General features: G+C 42.9%; 21 protein-coding genes and 1 tRNA gene. 4 read left to right on the top strand and 18 right to left on the bottom strand.

The features are described from left to right. Positions 1–57 precede the first annotated feature (57 nt). The 3 genes from B5F08_RS06390 (at position 58) to B5F08_RS06380 (ending at position 1,237) form a co-directional block, all read left to right on the top strand. On the top strand, positions 58–315 hold the full coding sequence (locus B5F08_RS06390) for a hypothetical protein (RefSeq protein WP_087377536.1): 258 nt from the start codon (positions 58–60) through the stop codon (positions 313–315). Further along, complete coding sequence (locus B5F08_RS06385; protein WP_087377534.1) at positions 308–802, top strand: hypothetical protein; 495 nt, start codon at positions 308–310, stop codon at positions 800–802. Before B5F08_RS06390 ends, B5F08_RS06385 begins: the two co-directional genes overlap by 8 nt. A gap of 63 nt (positions 803–865) precedes the next feature. Beyond that, positions 866–1,237 carry a hypothetical protein gene (locus B5F08_RS06380; protein WP_087377532.1) on the top strand — a complete coding sequence of 124 codons (372 nt, stop codon included), beginning with the start codon at positions 866–868 and terminating at the stop codon, positions 1,235–1,237. Positions 1,238–1,345: 108 nt separating this feature from the next. Here the strand turns inward: B5F08_RS06380 and B5F08_RS06375 are convergent, their stop codons facing one another. The 5 genes from B5F08_RS06375 to B5F08_RS06355 form a co-directional block, all read right to left on the bottom strand. Beyond that, on the bottom strand, positions 1,346–2,590 hold the full coding sequence (locus B5F08_RS06375) for a glutamate-5-semialdehyde dehydrogenase (protein ID WP_087377530.1): 1,245 nt from the start codon (positions 2,588–2,590) through the stop codon (positions 1,346–1,348). Positions 2,591–2,759: 169 nt separating this feature from the next. After that, the gene (proB, locus tag B5F08_RS06370) at positions 2,760–3,587 is read right to left on the bottom strand and encodes a glutamate 5-kinase (protein WP_087377528.1); all 828 of its coding nucleotides are present in this window, start codon (positions 3,585–3,587) and stop codon (positions 2,760–2,762) included. A gap of 40 nt (positions 3,588–3,627) precedes the next feature. Further along, positions 3,628–4,398, bottom strand: coding sequence for an amino acid ABC transporter ATP-binding protein (locus B5F08_RS06365; protein ID WP_087377526.1), 771 nt, complete (start codon positions 4,396–4,398; stop codon positions 3,628–3,630). A 15-nt stretch (positions 4,399–4,413) separates the two neighbouring features. Beyond that, positions 4,414–5,055, bottom strand: coding sequence for an amino acid ABC transporter permease (locus tag B5F08_RS06360; RefSeq protein ID WP_087377524.1), 642 nt, complete (start codon positions 5,053–5,055; stop codon positions 4,414–4,416). A 176-nt stretch (positions 5,056–5,231) separates the two neighbouring features. Then, complete coding sequence (locus B5F08_RS06355; RefSeq protein ID WP_087377522.1) at positions 5,232–6,101, bottom strand: amino acid ABC transporter substrate-binding protein; 870 nt, start codon at positions 6,099–6,101, stop codon at positions 5,232–5,234. Positions 6,102–6,403: 302 nt separating this feature from the next. Here B5F08_RS06355 and B5F08_RS06350 point away from each other — a divergent pair, with 302 nt between their 5' ends. After that, positions 6,404–8,431 (top strand): hypothetical protein, encoded by a 2,028-nt coding sequence (locus B5F08_RS06350; protein WP_087377521.1) that lies wholly within the window; start codon positions 6,404–6,406, stop codon positions 8,429–8,431. Between the two features lie 407 nt (positions 8,432–8,838). Here the strand turns inward: B5F08_RS06350 and B5F08_RS06345 are convergent. The 13 genes from B5F08_RS06345 to rplO all read right to left on the bottom strand — a co-directional run bounded on the left by B5F08_RS06345 (position 8,839) and on the right by rplO (position 15,758). Then, positions 8,839–8,915, bottom strand: a tRNA-Arg gene (locus B5F08_RS06345). A gap of 86 nt (positions 8,916–9,001) precedes the next feature. Next, entirely contained in the window at positions 9,002–9,343 is a 342-nt protein-coding gene (gene rplQ / locus B5F08_RS06340) for a 50S ribosomal protein L17 (protein ID WP_087377519.1), read from the bottom strand. Positions 9,344–9,394: 51 nt separating this feature from the next. After that, positions 9,395–10,348 (bottom strand): DNA-directed RNA polymerase subunit alpha, encoded by a 954-nt coding sequence (locus B5F08_RS06335; RefSeq protein WP_087377517.1) that lies wholly within the window; start codon positions 10,346–10,348, stop codon positions 9,395–9,397. 71 nt (positions 10,349–10,419) lie between these two features. Beyond that, the gene (gene rpsD, locus B5F08_RS06330) at positions 10,420–11,046 is read right to left on the bottom strand and encodes a 30S ribosomal protein S4 (protein ID WP_087377515.1); all 627 of its coding nucleotides are present in this window, start codon (positions 11,044–11,046) and stop codon (positions 10,420–10,422) included. A 27-nt stretch (positions 11,047–11,073) separates the two neighbouring features. Beyond that, positions 11,074–11,478, bottom strand: coding sequence for a 30S ribosomal protein S11 (rpsK, locus tag B5F08_RS06325; protein ID WP_087377513.1), 405 nt, complete (start codon positions 11,476–11,478; stop codon positions 11,074–11,076). A 19-nt stretch (positions 11,479–11,497) separates the two neighbouring features. Then, entirely contained in the window at positions 11,498–11,866 is a 369-nt protein-coding gene (gene rpsM, locus B5F08_RS06320) for a 30S ribosomal protein S13 (protein ID WP_087377511.1), read from the bottom strand. 48 nt (positions 11,867–11,914) lie between these two features. Continuing rightward, positions 11,915–12,028: a 50S ribosomal protein L36 gene (rpmJ, locus tag B5F08_RS06315; protein WP_087377509.1), complete on the bottom strand. Its 114-nt coding sequence runs from the start codon at positions 12,026–12,028 to the stop codon at positions 11,915–11,917. Between the two features lie 62 nt (positions 12,029–12,090). Next, positions 12,091–12,309: a translation initiation factor IF-1 gene (infA, locus tag B5F08_RS06310; RefSeq protein WP_087377507.1), complete on the bottom strand. Its 219-nt coding sequence runs from the start codon at positions 12,307–12,309 to the stop codon at positions 12,091–12,093. Positions 12,310–12,338: 29 nt separating this feature from the next. Next, entirely contained in the window at positions 12,339–12,575 is a 237-nt protein-coding gene (locus tag B5F08_RS06305) for a KOW domain-containing RNA-binding protein (RefSeq protein ID WP_087377505.1), read from the bottom strand. Positions 12,576–12,592: 17 nt separating this feature from the next. Beyond that, complete coding sequence (map, locus tag B5F08_RS06300) at positions 12,593–13,345, bottom strand: type I methionyl aminopeptidase (protein ID WP_087377503.1); 753 nt, start codon at positions 13,343–13,345, stop codon at positions 12,593–12,595. A 3-nt stretch (positions 13,346–13,348) separates the two neighbouring features. Further along, positions 13,349–13,981 carry an adenylate kinase gene (locus B5F08_RS06295; protein WP_087377501.1) on the bottom strand — a complete coding sequence of 211 codons (633 nt, stop codon included), beginning with the start codon at positions 13,979–13,981 and terminating at the stop codon, positions 13,349–13,351. A gap of 28 nt (positions 13,982–14,009) precedes the next feature. After that, the gene (gene secY, locus B5F08_RS06290) at positions 14,010–15,317 is read right to left on the bottom strand and encodes a preprotein translocase subunit SecY (RefSeq protein WP_087377499.1); all 1,308 of its coding nucleotides are present in this window, start codon (positions 15,315–15,317) and stop codon (positions 14,010–14,012) included. After that, on the bottom strand, positions 15,318–15,758 hold the full coding sequence (rplO, locus tag B5F08_RS06285) for a 50S ribosomal protein L15 (RefSeq protein WP_087377497.1): 441 nt from the start codon (positions 15,756–15,758) through the stop codon (positions 15,318–15,320). Positions 15,759–15,767: the final 9 nt, after the last annotated feature.

The raw sequence follows: 15,767 nt of genomic DNA, 5'->3' as shown, positions 1-15,767 counted from the left end.
TTAAAAACTCCTATCATAGTTTTACTTTTTCCGCATAATATGTATCGAGGTGTTTATATGGCTAATAATGATAAACTTTTTAATCTTTTGAACGCTCTGTTAAAAAACAATTCGGCAGGTCAGAATATTTCCGCCGAGCAGGTACAAAACATGGCGCAGCAAGGCTCGCCCAACGAAATTTTAAAAAATCTCGACCCGCAAAACGCTCAAAAAGTTAAAGAGATATTGAACAATCCAAAAGAAATGGAAAAAATTATGAACAGTCCACAGGCTCAAAGCCTGCTGAAAAAACTGAGGGGTAACTCAAATGGATGATATTCAGGAGCTGATAGGGAAAATCATGTCCGACCCTCAGGCGATGAGTCAGCTTGAGTCCATGGGAAAACAGTTAGGTCTTGATATTCCCAATAACAATTCAGGAAATAACCGCAATCAAAATAATTCGGAAAACAACAATCAAGGCGGTTCTTTCCCTCAGATAAATCAAGACCTTTTGTCCGGACTGATGAACAATCCCCAGCTTCTGTCCCTTTTGGGAGTAATGAACAACAATTCCGGCAATCAAAATCATCAATCCGGTCTTGCCAAAAGCCATTCTTCTTTCGGCGGCGAAGCTTTGACATCCGTTGCAAAGCTTATGCCCCTTTTATCCTCTTTAAACACAGAGGACGACACTACACGTCTTTTGGAGGCTCTGCGCCCCTTTCTGGGAAGCGCAAAACAGAAAAAGCTGGATGAAGCCAAGAAGATGCTCAGGCTTTTAAAAATACTTCCCCTGATAAAATCTAAGGGCATATTGTGAGTGTGATTTTTCATGGCAGGATTTGACAATTTAAGACAGGAAGCAATGAGGAGGGTCAAAGAGATGCAGCAAAACGCATCCTCTCAGGAAAATAACTCAAAACGCCAAAACAGAAACGACAACAGGGGAAGTTTTCCTCCCCCTCAGACTGACGCTCATCATGCAGTTCATAACGAAGCGCAGACCTTTTCCGGCGGACAAAACGGCAATAAAAATCAACAGTCCCAAAATTACGAAACTGAAAACATCGACCTGCAAAAGCTTGCAGAAAGCTTCAGCGGCGATGATATAAAAGCGGCGAAAACAGGCGGTGAAGTTCTCGACGCCTGTTTTCACGATAAAGAGAAAAGTCTGATACTTATACTTATTCTTCTGCTTTCGTCAGATAACGCTGATACCGGACTGCTCCTCGCCTTAATGTACCTTTTGATATAAATGATTTCCGTAACCAATTCATATCCACTCTTCCGTGAGCTGTTCCGGGATTCCAAAGGGACCACCGTCCCTTTGGCTGGTAGTCTGAAGGACAGCGTCCTTCAGGAATTATCTGATTTGTCCGTTTCCGAGGATTATAAACTTTGAGCTTGTAAGCTCGTTAAGTCCCATAGGACCACGGGCGTGAAGCTTCTGGGTGGAAATTCCTATTTCTGCGCCCAAGCCGAACTGTCCGCCGTCGGTAAATCTTGTTGAAGCGTTTACATAAACCGCAGCTGCGTCCACCTGATTTAAGAAATCACAGGCTCTTGTGTAGTTCTCGGTAACTATACATTCGCTGTGGCCGCTGCTGTATTTTGCAATATGGTCTACCGCTTCTTCAAAGCTGTCTACAACCTTTACTGCAAGTATATAATCAAGGAATTCCTTATAGTAATCCTCTTCTGTGGCAGGCTTTACACAGCTGCCCAGAATTTCCGCTGTTTTCGGACAACCTCTAAGCTCCACATTTTTCTCGTCAAGTCTTGCCTTTATTGCCGGCAGGGCTTTTTCTGCAACTGCGCTGTGTACAAGAATTGTTTCGATTGCGTTGCACACAGATGGTCTTGAGGTCTTTGCGTTAAATATAATATTTGCCGCCATATCTATATCCGCATACTCATCAACGTATACATGGCAGTTGCCAACGCCTGTCTCAATAACAGGAACCTTTGCATTTTCCACAACGGCTCTGATAAGTCCTGCTCCGCCTCTTGGGATAAGAACATCAAGATAATCGCTTAAACCCATAAGCTCTGTGGAGCTTGCTCGTGATGTATCCTCAATAAGCTGTATGGAATCCTTAGGAAGTCCTGCTTTTTCAACAGCTTCACGCATAATATCGGCAATAGCCTTATTCGAGTTTATGGCCTCTTTACCTCCACGGAGTATTACTGCGTTTCCTGCTTTAAGGCACAAAGCGGCGGCGTCTGCTGTAACATTTGGACGTGCTTCATAAATAATTCCGATTACGCCCAGGGGAACTCTTATTCTTCTTATTTCCAAGCCGTTTTCCAGCTTATTTCCGCTTAAAACATCGCCGATAGGGTCTTTCAAAGCGGCAACCTGCTCAACGCCTACTGCAATTCCCTCCACTCTCTCCTCGGTAAGTCTGAGTCTATCCAGAAGAGAAACTGTAAGTCCTGCATTTTTTCCGTTCTCAATGTCGATTTCATTGGCTTTTAATATCTCTTCACATTTCTCTCTCAAAGCCTTGGCAATGCTCATAAGAGCCTTATTTTTTTCTGTTCCCGCATTGGCAAGAACCCTTGCGGCTGTCTTTGCCCTTGCGCCCATCTGCTCTATAACGGTCATCTTTTTTCCTCCTTTTCTTGAAAGGCTCTGCCTTTCAAACTTTCCGCCAAAGGGACGGTGGTCCCTTTGGAATCCCAAATTGGCTTACATAAAAGTTTTATATTGAAACTGTCTTCTTTTTAAATTTAGGCTTTATCATTCTAACCCATACACGGCAGAATCAAAAAAATCAATAATTATTAAGGTATTTACTGTTCAGTACACTTACGGGTTGGGCTAAGAACTTTGTTCCAACCTCAACGCCGTCGATAACTGAATAAAGAATTGACGGTGAGCTTCCGTTTACAACTATGCAGTCAATTCCGTTTTCTGTTGTCAGTGTTGCGGCTTTAAGCTTTGTAGCCATTCCGCCTGTTCCACGGTTTGAACCGCTTCCCCCTGCCATTTTTAAAATGTTCTCGTCGATTTTCTCTACAACGGAAATTTTCTTTGCTGTTGGGTTAAGTCTTGGGTTTGAATCGTACAAGCCATCTATATCTGTAAGGATAATAAGCTGGTCGGCGTCGATTAAAACCGAAACAATAGCTGAAAGCATATCATTATCGCCGAAGTTTGCGCCTTCAATTTCATCGATTGCTACTGTGTCGTTTTCGTTTACAATAGGAATAATTCCCATGCTCATAAGGGTATTCATTGTATTGAGAACATTTTCCTTTTTATGGTCTGTTTCTATTGAATACTTTGAAAGAAGTATCTGGGCTACTGTGTGGTTATATTCACCGAAAAGCTTATCATACATAAACATAAGCTCGCACTGACCGACAGCCGCCACAGCCTGTTTTTCCTTTGTAAGGGTTGGGCGCTTTTGAAGTCCCAGTTTTCCCATTCCAACGCCCACAGCGCCTGAGGAAACCAATACAATTTCATGACCCATATTCTGCAAATCGGAAAGAACCTTGCAGAGCTGTTCAATTCTTCTGAAATTCATCTTTCCGTTTTCATATGTGAGGGTGGATGTTCCCACCTTTACTACAAGTCTTTTTTTATCTGTAAACATACTTTTTCCTTTCCTCTCCCATAGCGGAGAGTTTTTTTATTTAACCTTCCCTGTCCTCATTATATTTAGCCAGGAACTCCAATGTTCTCGGGTTCTTTGTGTTTTCAAAAACTTCCTGAGGTGTTCCGCTTTCCACAATTACGCCGTCTGCCATAAATATTACCCTGTCGGCAACATTCTTTGCAAATGCCATTTCATGGGTTACAACTATCATTGTCATTTTTTCTTCTGCAAGACTGCGGATAACCTTTAAAATTTCACCTGTAAGCTCAGGGTCGAGAGCTGATGTAGGCTCGTCGAAAAGCAAAAGCTCAGGATTTAAAGCCATTGCACGGGCAATGGACACTCTCTGCTGCTGACCGCCTGAAAGCTGATAGGGATAATAATCCCCTCTGTCTGCAAGTCCCATTTTCTTCAAAAGACTTTTTGCTGTTGCTTCCGCTTCTTCCTTTGATTTTCCCAAAACATTTATAGGAGCGGCTGTTATATTCTTCATAACGCTCATATGCGGGAAAAGGTTGAAGTTCTGGAAAACAAGTCCGTAATGCATGTTTATTTTGTGTCTGTCTTCCTTGCTGGCGTAAACCGCCTTGCCGTCAACAGTCTTTACCAAAGTGTCGCCGCAGATTACAATTTCACCCTTGTCTATTGTTTCAAGCTGGGTGATACATCTTAGCAATGTACTTTTTCCGGAACCTGACGGGCCGATGATTGCAAGGACTTCGCCCTTATTTACATCAAATGATATATTTTTTAAAACTTCAAGTTTATCGAAGGATTTCTCTATATTTTTTGCTTCCAGCATTTTCATATCGGTATACCTCCATTATCTGTAATAGCTGAGTTTCTTTTCCGCAATGCTGAAGCACTTGGAAACAACGCCGTTCATAACAAGATAGAAAATAGCGGCGATGATAAACGGAACAAAGTTTGCCGCAGAGTTTGCCCAGTCTGATGTAACCTTCATAAGCTCTACAACTGAAATTACCTTTGCAAGGGATGTATCCTTTACAAGGGTTATAAACTCGTTGCCCATAGGAGGCAATATTCTCTTTATTACCTGAGGAAGAATAATTTTAAAGAATGTCTGCTTTTTGCTAAATCCCAAAACATTTGCTGCTTCGTACTGTCCAACCGGAATACTCTCCATTCCGCCTCTGTAAATCTCTGCAAAATATGCAGCATAGTTTAAAACAAAAGCCACAACCGCAGCCGGGAATCTGTCGATTCTGAAAGGCAACAGCGGATTTACAACGTAGAAAACAAACATAAGCTGGAGCATAAGAGGAGTACCTCTCAGCAGAAGCAAGTAAAACTTTACCGGAATATTTATAATTTTAAATTTTGAACGTCTGCCCACACAAAGTATAAGTCCCAAAGGCAGAGAAAACAACAATGTAAGTCCGAAAAGCGCAAGGGAATTTAATGTACCCTCCAGCATCTCAGACAGTAATATACTATAATTCACAAGAACACCTCTCAAAATTCTTTCTTTTTATTCTGCAATTATTATTTTGATACCTGCAATTTCATCCTTGTTCATGGCATAAATTAGGTTTTATACCAGTTTTATGTTATTAAACCAAAACAAACTTAAGGGCAGGCCATAGCCCACCCTTAAATTTCTATTTCGTACCATTAAAATCAGATAGTAGTAACGTCCTCTTCAAACCACTTTGTGGAGATTTCTGCCAACTTGCCGTCCTCTTTCATCTCTTTAAGAGTTTCCATGATCTTCTCCATCAAAGCCTGATCGCCCTTTCTGAAAGCGATTACATACTCTTCCTCGGAAAGTGTAATCTCTTTGCCGTCAGCTTCCAAAATTCTGTATTTGCCAGGCTTCATGTTTATGTAGTTTGTAGCAACCTTCTCGTCGAGAACAATGCCGTCTACTGTGCCGTTTTCAAGCTCTGTGATTGCGCTGAGGTAATCCTGAATCTTGATGATGTTTCCAAGGGAGTTTTTGAAGTCTGCGTTTTCGTCAGCATTGAGAGCGTTGTCGCCTGAAGAACCGGACTGAACAGCGACTGTCTTTCCTGCAAGGGAAGCAAGGTCAGTAAAGTCTGAACCCTCAGCAACCATAACTACCTGAGTATTCTGCATATAAGGGGCTGAAAGAAGCATTGCCTCTTCACGCTCAGGTGTTGCGGTAAAGCCGTTCCAGATGCAGTCTATGTTTCCGCCGTTAAGCTCTGTTTCCTTTGTTTCCCAAACGATTGGCTGGAGCACAAGCTCGATGCCAAGTCTTGAGCAAACTTCTTTTGCAAGGTCAACGTCAAAGCCTACGATTTCGCCTGTTTCAGGGTCCTTATATCCCATTGGAGGGAAGCTGTCGTCAAGACCCAAAACCAATTTGCCGGCGGACTCTACCTTTGTCCATGACTCCTCTGCGCCGCCAACCTCTGATGTTGAACCGTCTGTTGAATTGTTCTCTGTTGCGTCATTACCGCCGCAGCCTGCTGCAACTGTACCGAACATGAGAATTGCCATAAGCATTGCAAGTATCTTTTTCAAAATAAATTCCTCCGAATAATTTTTATTCCGGATTTTAATCCGGTGACTTTTTTGTATTCTATCACATTATCACGGTAAAGTAAAGTCTTTTTAAGAATTTTGCAAAAAAAATAATTTTTTTCGTTTATCACTGCTTAAAGCAATGACTTTTCTGTCTTTTATTAAATATATAAATCTTTTGTCCTCTTATAGGCGACTTGGAAAAAATTACTTTCCTTTTATTGACACCATATTTATATTTATATATAATCATATTACAAGTTTATATTTAATAACTTATGTTTTTTATTTAGGAGGTAAATATGAAAAAAATCTTTGCAGTGCTTTTAGCCGCAATGGTGATTTTTGCTTCCGGATGCCAAAGTCAGGATACGGGAAAAATTGACTACAGTGACAGTTCTTTCTCTCTGTCTCCTAAACCCCTGGCTGCGAAATCTGTCAAACAAAATCCCTATTTGGCGAAATCTGAGTCAAATATCCACAACGACGGCTACAATTCAGACTCCACCGACGCCATTTTGCCTTTGGGTATTTACACGGAGGTTAACTCTTCCCTTGAAACAGTTGGTATACAGGCTCCTCCCGCCATATTCTACGATGAATACGGCAACGCTATTTCACCGCTTTTGGGTGGAATTACCATAAGAGATTTAAACTCTGACGTTATAACGACAATCGGTTCTTTCATCCCATCGAAGGATGACAACGGAAGCTATTCCATTCAGTCCTCTTACTCCTTTGTAGACGCTCAAAACAACATTGTCTGCCCAACCTCACACAACCATGTTTTGATATTAAAGACAATGGACGAAGACGGAAATATTTTGGAAACCTTTGAAAAGATTGCAGATATTGATATTAAGAAATTAGTTGAAGCAGTTATCGACAGACAAACCGACCAAAACCTTTTAGCTGTTACATACGACTATGAGGGAAATCTTTGGTTTGTAACAGGCGGTTTTCGCATTTATCCCGACCGTGAACAGGTTGGATATATAGGATATATCGAGGCACAAGCCATTGAAGATTTAATGGAAGGAAAAAGAAGCAGCGTGCCTGAGGAATCTGTATACGTTTACGAAACAATCCCAGGCGAGGGAGCAGAAAACGGCATTGCCTCCTGCGAGGATGGCTGTGTAATACTCACTAACAAGGCCTGCTATCTCCTTAAAGCCAACGAAGGTGTATACGTTGTATGGCGCACAGAATACGGCAGCAACGGCGCAAACGACAGCGAAGCAGGCAGCACAACTACAGGCGGCGGTCTTTCCTGGGGCGGCGGTTCTTCACCGACACTTACACAGGATTATGTGCTGTTTACCGACAACCTTGACCCTGTAAATCTTATTGCTCTGGATATTAAAACCGGTAAATTGGCTGCAAGCGCTCCGGTTCTCGACGATTTGGCAGAGGGTCAGCAGGTTTCCGTTGAAAACTCTATAATCGTTTACGACGGCGAAGAGGCTGTAAGCACTATTGTCTGCAACTGGTTCGGCGCAGGAAGCGCAGACTTAGCAAAAGATGACAGCGACTCCTCAATCCAATCCTTTGAAAATATTTATGACGTAAATTGGATGCAAAACGGCAACGAATACATAATGCCGGGAATCGAAAGAGTTGACCTGATTGAAACCGAAAACGGCAAGGAAATGAAAACCATTTGGAGCAGAAACGATATAAGCTCAACATCCATTTTCAAGCTTTCAACCGCCACCGGATATCTTTACGGCTACGACCAAGACCCGGAAACAAAGATGTGGCGTTATATTATCCTTGATTTTGAAACCGGAAAAACAGTATATACAAAGGATGTTTCCAGCCTCAGCGGCTATAACAATATGGCTATCGGAATGTTCACAGGCGGTGACGGAAACACACTTTACTGTCCAACAGGCTGTATGGAGCTTTTAAGATTGCAGGATAGATTTGTATATCTTCCGGAAATACCTTACAGAGAGGTTGATTTGGACTCTGCCGAAAGAAGCATTTTAACAGATGAAGAAAAGCTGAAAGCCGGAATCCACGGCGACGCCGCTTCCTATGTTTTCACAGCCTCTGTTGAAAATGTTCACACCACTACAACAGTAGCTTTCAGAGGAAACGGCCTTGAGGGCACAGGCGAGGGATATACCCTTTACGCCTACTCTTCCGATGGAAACTTTAAAAAGGTAAACGATGAAAACTGGAGCTTTGTATTTGACGGAGAAACTCTCAGCACATCAGATGTCTACGAAATACATATTCCAATAGACGACAATTCAATCTATGATATTGACGAAGCAGAAAACAACATAAGAGTTTCAGTAGTCCTTGTAAATGAAAATCAGTAAATTTTAATACAAAATCAAAACCCCCATTGTTACGAAATCTATAACAATGGGGGTTTTTAGTATTATAAAACATTTAGTAACTATTATATAACGTAATTCTTAATAACTTCACAATAATAAAGCCTAATGTAAGAAAACCATTCCAAAGCTTTAAAGTAAAGGTCTCGCCCGCCTTGAAATGATGTTAATTTCTAAACTAAACCTTTTTAAGGCGAAAATAAAAAAAGAGACTCTGTTCTCTAAGCCTCACATTAAAATAACCATGGTTTCCTTGTAATCATTATAACTTCACAATAGATAAATCCTACTGTGAGAAAGCCATTCCAAAGCTTTAGAGAAAAGGTCTCGCCCGCCTTGAAACGATGCTAATTTCTAAGCTAAACCTCTGCAAGGCGGAAATAAAAAAATGGCCCGCCCGGAGGGATTCGAACCCCCGTTCTTCAGAATCGGAATCTGCTGCGTTATCCGGCTGCGCCACGGGCGGGTATATAAATTCTAATTTGAAATATTTTAAAATGGGAGCGGACATATAACCGCTCCCAAATGTAAAATCATATACAATCAGACAAATCAGATAAGTTCGATAATTGCCATTTCAGCAGCATCGCCACGACGTGGTCCGATCTTAGTGATACGTGTGTAACCACCGTTTCTGTCCATGTACTTAGGTGCGATTGTATCGAAAAGACTCTTTGCAACGTCCTCTTTTGTTACGAAAGACATTACAAGACGCTTATTGTGAAGACTGTTTGTCTTTGCTATTGTTATCATTTTCTCTGCCATTGCTGATACTTCTTTGGCACGAGTAACTGTTGTTTCAATCTTGCCTTTTTCAAAAAGGAAGGTAACCATTGCTCTCAGCATAGCGATTCTGTGAGCAGATGCTCTTCCCAGCTTTCTTGTTCCTGGCATTTGTATTCACTCCTTTTCAATATGGATTGATATTAAAAACGGGCTGTCAAATTATTCGTCCTCTTTCTGAAGACTGAAGCCCAGGCTGTTGAGCTTATACATAACCTCTTCGAGAGACTTGCGTCCGAGGTTACGAACCTTCATCATATCCTCTTCGGATTTACCGATGAGATCCTCCACTGTGTTAATTCCGGCTCTCTTGAGGCAGTTGAAGGAACGAACGGAAAGGTCGAGCTCTTCGATAGTCATCTCAAGAACCTTCTCCTTGCCCTTGTCGTCTTTCTCTACCATAACCTCTGCGCTGCTTGCCTTATCTGAAAGGTCAACAAACAGATTGAGGTGCTCTGTGAGAACCTTGGCTGCCAATGAAACAGCCTCCTGTGCGTTCAGCACGCCGTTTGTCCAAACATACATAGTAAGCTTGTCGTAGTCGGTAATCTGACCTACACGGGTATTTTCAACTGTGTAGTTTACCTTTTCTACAGGCGTATATATGGAGTCAACCGGCAAAACGCCGATTACGTTGTTTCCGTCGATGAGCTTATTGCGCTCTGCCGGAACATAACCCCTGCCTTTGTCCAGTGTTATCTCCATATGAAGCTTTGCACCTTCGCCCAGTGTAGCGATATGAAGATCCGGTGTGAGGATTTCAACCTCGCTGTCGCACTTAATTGTGCTTGCAGTTACTTCGCAAGGACCCTCGGCAAAAATTTCCACAACTTTCGGATCATTGGTGTGAAGCTTTGCAACAAGTCTTTTCATGTTGAGAACGATCTCGGTAACGTCTTCTTTTACTCCCGGGATTGTGGAAAACTCGTGAAGCACACCATCAATCTTGATGGATGTAACCGCAACTCCTTCCAAGGATGAAAGGAGCACACGTCTCAAACTGTTGCCCAATGTGTTGCCAAATCCTCTTTCGAGAGGCTCTACAACAAATTTACCGTACTTGCCGTCGCTTGATAACTCTTCGGTTTCTATTCTTGGCTTTTCAATCTCTATCATTAGCGAATCCTCCTTGACGTTAGGCGGCATTTAAGCCGCTGAGTTTGTAACCTGCCTGCGTTTTTTGGGGATTACTTGGAGTACAACTCAACGATAAGTGTTTCATCAACCGGTAAATCAATTTCTTCACGCTTTGCAACGGAAACTACCTTGCCCTCGAAAGCATCGTTGTTTACTTCAAGATACTTTGGAACAGGCTTTGTTGCATTTGCCTCGAGAAGAGCTTTAAACTTTGCGCTGCTTCTGCTCTTCTCAGCGATTGTAATAACATCGCCCGGCTTTGTAAGGTATGATGGAATATCAACCTTCTTGCCGTTTACTGTGAAATGACCGTGAGAAACAAGCTGTCTTGCCTCTGCGTGTGAAGAAGCCCAGCCGAGTTTGTATACAACACTGTCGAGACGGCTCTCGAGGATTGCCAGCAATGCCTCACCTGTCTTACCTTCTTTTTTCTCTGCCAACTCATAGTACTTTCTGAACTGGCTCTCCAAAACGCCATAGTAACGTCTTGTCATCTGCTTTGCACGAAGCTGAGTACCGTACTCGGAACTCTTCTTACGACCCTGACCGTGCTGTCCTGGTGCGTAAGCTCTGCGGGATAATGCGCACTTATCTGTGTAGCAGCGGTCGCCCTTTAAGAAAAGCTTCTGACCCTCTCTGCGGCACTGTCTGCACACAGCTCCTGTATATCTTGCCATAATGGGACACCTCCTGTAATATTACGGTTATACACGTCTTCTCTTTGGAGGACGGCATCCGTTGTGAGGAATCGGAGTAACATCCTTAATCATGCTAACTTCGAGACCTGCGGACTGAAGAGCTCTGATAGCTGCTTCTCTTCCCTGACCAGGGCCTTTTACGTATACTTCAACTGACTTGAGGCCATGCTCCATAGCTGCCTTTGCAGCTGTCTCTGCTGCTGACTGAGCAGCAAAAGGAGTTGACTTTCTTGAACCTCTGAATCCAAGCTCTCCGGCGCTTGCCCAAGAGATTGCATTACCCTGTGTATCGGATATTGTAACTATTGTATTGTTAAATGTTGACTGAATATGTGCTGCGCCTTTTTCGATATTTTTACGTTCACGGCGACGACGCACGGTTGCCTTCTTTCCGGCTTTTGGTGCTGCCATAAGCTTTGTCCTCCTTTACTTATTTCTTCTTGTTTGCCATAGTCTTACGGGGACCCTTACGAGTACGAGCGTTAGTCTTTGAACGCTGACCTCTTACCGGGAGACCCTTTCTGTGGCGAACGCCACGGTAACAACCAATTTCAATAAGTCTTTTAATATCAAAAGCTATGTCACGGCGAAGATCACCTTCAACACGGCAGTTATGATCGATATATTCTCTCAGCTTTGATACATCGTCTTCTGAAAGATCTCTGACACGAGTGTCAGGATTAACACCTGTTGCAGCAAGAATGTCGCTTGCAGTTTTACGTCCGATACCGTAGATGTATGTCAAACCAATTTCAACTCTTTTATCTCTCGGTAAATCAACACCTGCTATACGAGCCATAGTTGCACCTCCATAATTATTTCAAAATATAGTTTAATTTACTTATGATTAACCCTGACGCTGCTTATGCTTTGGGTTCTCGCAGATTACCATGATTTTTCCGTGTCTCTTGATAACCTTGCACTTATCGCAAATTTTCTTTACTGAAGGTCTGACTTTCATTTATAATCATTCCTTTCTAAATAGTCAATCAATTTATTTAATAAAGCGTATATGCTTTGCAATTACTTTGAGCGCCATGTAATTCTGCCTATTGTAAGGTCATATGGTGACATCTCAACTGTTACCTTATCGCCCGGAAGAATTCTTATAAAGTTCATTCTCAGCTTGCCTGAAATAACGGCAAGAATAACATGACCATTTGGCAGCTCTACCTTAAACTGTGCGTTTGGGAGAGCTTCTTTTACTGTACCCTCTATTTCGATAACGTCTTGCTTCGACACAACTGTAACCTCCTAACGGATTATTAAAATCAATCGCCTCTGTAATTTTTGAGGATTTCCCGAATCTTTCGGTTGCTGTTAAATTCGTCTGCCATTTCTGCGGTAGGCGCAAGATGCAGAACATTTTTGCGTTTAGGCTTTTCAATTCTTCTGGTCTTTCCGTCGCATATATACGCTGTATTCTTGTATATATCCACAACCACAAAGAATTTGTCTTTATCTCTGCCTGCCTTGGCTTTTACGATTCTTCCCTTGACTATATCCATAAGATTATTCCCAATCCTTAATCCGGAAGTGTTAATATCTTTGGACCGTCCGGAGTTATTGCTATTGTATGCTCAAAATGAGCGGACAAGCTTCCGTCCACTGTAACCGTGGTCCACTCGTCTTCAAGAACCTTTACACGGTAGCTTCCCATGTTTATCATAGGTTCTATTGCGATTGTCATGCCGGGCAAAAGCCTCGGGCCTCTTCCCGGTGTACCGAAATTTGGTACAGATGGTTCTTCGTGTAACTTCGCACCTACTCCGTGGCCGACAAAGTCACGTACCACCGAGTAACTGCGCTCTTCGACATACTGCTGAACCGCTGAGCCGATGTCTCCGATTCTGTTTCCCGGCTGAGCCTTTTCGATTCCTTTAAAAAGGCTTTCTCTCGTTGCGTCAAGCAGCGCCTGCGCTTCATCGCTTATCTTTCCGCATGGGAATGTCCATGCGTTATCTCCGTGGTATCCGCCTATATAAGCTCCCACGTCAACGCTTACAATGTCGCCCTCTTTGAGAATGCGTTTCTTGCTTGGTATGCCATGGATAACCGTGTCATTTACCGATATACAAGCACTGTTCGGAAATCCGCCGTACCCGAGAAACGAGGGAACGGCTCCCTGTTTCTCGATGTACTTGCGAACTAAAGTATCGATTTCAAGAGTCGAAACTCCCGGTTGAACAGCTTCGCCGGCAATTTTTAATGCCCGTGCAGATATTTTGCACGCCTCTCTCATAAGAGAAAGTTCACGAGCGGTTTTCAACACAATCATACTTTACGCCTCTACTTCTGCAAGAACCAACTTAGAAGTATCTTCTACAGTGTCCTGTCCTTCAACTACAACAAGCTTGTTCTGCTTTGCATAGTAGTCTTTGAGCGGCTCTGTCTCATTGTGATAAATATCAAGACGAGCCTTTACGGTCTCAATGCTGTCATCCTTACGCTGAACAAGGGTGCCTCCGCAGTCGTCGCAGATACCTTCTGCCTTTGGCTTCAAGCTCTCAAGGTGATAAGGTCTTCCGCACTTCTCGCAAACACGGCGTCCGGACAATCTGTTCACTATTACCTCGTCGGCTACCTCAATGTCGATAACCTTGTCGATAACAACGCCCATTGCGTCCAGAGCCTCGGCCTGTGGAATTGTTCTTGGGAAACCGTCAAGGATAAAACCGTTTGCGCAGTCGTCCTGTGCAAGTCTTTCCTTAACTATGCCGATTACTACCTCATCCGGAACCAGCTTTCCTGCGTCCATGTAGGACTTTGCCTTCAATCCCATTTCAGTGCCGTTTTTCAGCGCTTCTCTGATGATGTTTCCTGTTGAAATTGTAGGAATATTCAACTTTTCGCAAATAACAGCTGCCTGAGTGCCCTTACCTGCACCGGGAGCTCCCAACAAAATGATGTTCATGTGAATTCTCCTCCTAAGGTAAAAAGTATTAGTCCAGGAATCCCTTATAATGACGCATCATCATCTGAGATTCCAGTTGTTTTACTGTTTCAAGAGCGACACCAACCATGATGATAACGGATGTACCACCCATTGTGAGGCCTCTCAAACCTGTCACTGACGAATAAATAATTGGAACCAAAGCTATGAATGCAAGGAACAAAGCACCGATAAGTGTGATTCTGGAAAGAATCTTTCTTATGAACTCCGCAGTAGGAGTACCAGGTCTGATACCTGGGATTGTGCCGTTGTTCTGCTTCAAGTTGTTTGCCATTTCTACCGGATTGTACTGAATTGAGGTGTAGAAGTATGCAAACATCAAAATGAGTAAGAAATAAAGTAATGCATATGCCCAGCCGTCAGCTCTGAATGCTGCAAAGAAGCCTGCCCAGATGCCTGTTGGCTGCCAAAACATTTCAATTGTACTTGGAATTGAGAGAATGGAGCTAGCAAAGATAACCGGCATAACACCGCCCAAAGCAACCTTGATTGGAAGGTGGCTGGACTGACCGCCGTACATCTTTCTGCCAACAACTCTCTTTGCGTACTGAATCGGAATTCTTCTCTCGGAATCCTGCATGAATGTGATAATCCAAATAACTGCAAGGAAGAGAATAACCCAGAATGGTACAAGAATAAAATACTGAGCGCTGCCGGAAAATCCCAATGAGAAGTACTGTGCCAAAACATTGATTGTCCAAGGCAGACGAGCAACGATACCTGCAAAAAGGAGAATTGAAATACCGTTTCCGATACCGTTTTTATTGATCTGCTCACCCATCCACATCATAAGAGCAGTACCTGCTGTAAATGCGAGGATGATAACGATTGCTGAGAACCAAAGGCTGAAGCCTTCGTTGTAAACTGTTATGTTCTGGTTGCGCAGATAGAAGAAATATGCAGTACCCTGAATAAGTCCAAGTGCAACAGTTACATAACGAGTTATTGTAGCAATTTTCTTTCTTCCAGTTTCTCCTTCTTTTGCCATTCTCTCAAGAGGAGGAATAGCAATTGTCAAAAGCTGCATGATGATGGAGCTGTTGATATATGGTGAAACGCCCATTGCAAACAGTGTTGCGTTGGAAAAAGCGCCACCGGAAAGAGTATTAAGATAAGCAAGCATTGAGTTGCCGGTTTCAACGCCGTTAGCGTTCATAACCTCTCTCAGTGCAGCCATATCCAGAAATGGAACCGGGATAACGGAACCAATTCTGAATACGATTATAATCATTAAAGTGAAAAGTAACTTTCTTCTGAGATCTGGGATAGCCCAGGCGTTTCTAATTGTCTTAAACAATTAAATCACCTCAGCCTTTCCGCCTGCAGCCTCGATTTTAGCCTTAGCGGACTCTGAATATGCATCTACTTTAACAGTGATGTTCTTCTTAAGCTCACCGTTGCCCAGAATTTTAATACCGTCAAAATAATTCTTAACAAGACCTGCTTCAACAAGTGCTGCTGCATCTACAACTGCGCCGTCTTCAAATCTGTTGAGAGAACCTACGTTGATAGAAACGATTTCCTTAGCGAAGATGTTGTTGAAACCTCTCTTAGGAATACGTCTCTGCAAAGGCATCTGGCCGCCTTCAAAGCCAACACGCATACCTCTGCCTGCTCTTGCCTTCTGACCTTTGTGACCCTTACCGGAAGTTTTGCCCCAGCCTGAACCGTGACCTCTACCAATTCTCTTGGCGTCCTTCTTTGAGCCTTCAACAGGTGAAAGTTCATGTAACTTCATTTTTCGCAC

The organism is Anaeromassilibacillus sp. An172, from assembly GCF_002160515.1.
In the GTDB taxonomy this organism is placed as follows: domain Bacteria; phylum Bacillota; class Clostridia; order Oscillospirales; family Acutalibacteraceae; genus Limousia; species Limousia pullorum.
Note: the sequence above shows the minus strand (reverse complement) of the source record. Positions and strands in the feature narration are given on the sequence as shown.

What these genes read in the sequence shown, in the direction of transcription:
- B5F08_RS06390 (WP_087377536.1), top strand. Translation starts at nt 58, where the DNA reads ATGGCTAATAATGATAAACTTTTTAATCTTTTGAACGCTCTGTTAAAA.
- B5F08_RS06385 (WP_087377534.1), top strand. Translation starts at nt 308, where the DNA reads ATGGATGATATTCAGGAGCTGATAGGGAAAATCATGTCCGACCCTCAG.
- B5F08_RS06380 (WP_087377532.1), top strand. Translation starts at nt 866, where the DNA reads ATGCAGCAAAACGCATCCTCTCAGGAAAATAACTCAAAACGCCAAAAC.
- B5F08_RS06375 (WP_087377530.1), bottom strand. Translation starts at nt 2,590, where the DNA reads ATGACCGTTATAGAGCAGATGGGCGCAAGGGCAAAGACAGCCGCAAGG.
- proB (WP_087377528.1), bottom strand. Translation starts at nt 3,587, where the DNA reads ATGTTTACAGATAAAAAAAGACTTGTAGTAAAGGTGGGAACATCCACC.
- B5F08_RS06365 (WP_087377526.1), bottom strand. Translation starts at nt 4,398, where the DNA reads ATGAAAATGCTGGAAGCAAAAAATATAGAGAAATCCTTCGATAAACTT.
- B5F08_RS06350 (WP_087377521.1), top strand. Translation starts at nt 6,404, where the DNA reads ATGAAAAAAATCTTTGCAGTGCTTTTAGCCGCAATGGTGATTTTTGCT.
- rplQ (WP_087377519.1), bottom strand. Translation starts at nt 9,343, where the DNA reads ATGCCAGGAACAAGAAAGCTGGGAAGAGCATCTGCTCACAGAATCGCT.
- B5F08_RS06335 (WP_087377517.1), bottom strand. Translation starts at nt 10,348, where the DNA reads ATGATAGAGATTGAAAAGCCAAGAATAGAAACCGAAGAGTTATCAAGC.
- rpsD (WP_087377515.1), bottom strand. Translation starts at nt 11,046, where the DNA reads ATGGCAAGATATACAGGAGCTGTGTGCAGACAGTGCCGCAGAGAGGGT.
- rpsK (WP_087377513.1), bottom strand. Translation starts at nt 11,478, where the DNA reads ATGGCAGCACCAAAAGCCGGAAAGAAGGCAACCGTGCGTCGTCGCCGT.
- rpsM (WP_087377511.1), bottom strand. Translation starts at nt 11,866, where the DNA reads ATGGCTCGTATAGCAGGTGTTGATTTACCGAGAGATAAAAGAGTTGAA.
- rpmJ (WP_087377509.1), bottom strand. Translation starts at nt 12,028, where the DNA reads ATGAAAGTCAGACCTTCAGTAAAGAAAATTTGCGATAAGTGCAAGGTT.
- B5F08_RS06305 (WP_087377505.1), bottom strand. Translation starts at nt 12,575, where the DNA reads ATGGATATAGTCAAGGGAAGAATCGTAAAAGCCAAGGCAGGCAGAGAT.
- map (WP_087377503.1), bottom strand. Translation starts at nt 13,345, where the DNA reads ATGATTGTGTTGAAAACCGCTCGTGAACTTTCTCTTATGAGAGAGGCG.
- B5F08_RS06295 (WP_087377501.1), bottom strand. Translation starts at nt 13,981, where the DNA reads ATGAACATCATTTTGTTGGGAGCTCCCGGTGCAGGTAAGGGCACTCAG.
- rplO (WP_087377497.1), bottom strand. Translation starts at nt 15,758, where the DNA reads ATGAAGTTACATGAACTTTCACCTGTTGAAGGCTCAAAGAAGGACGCC.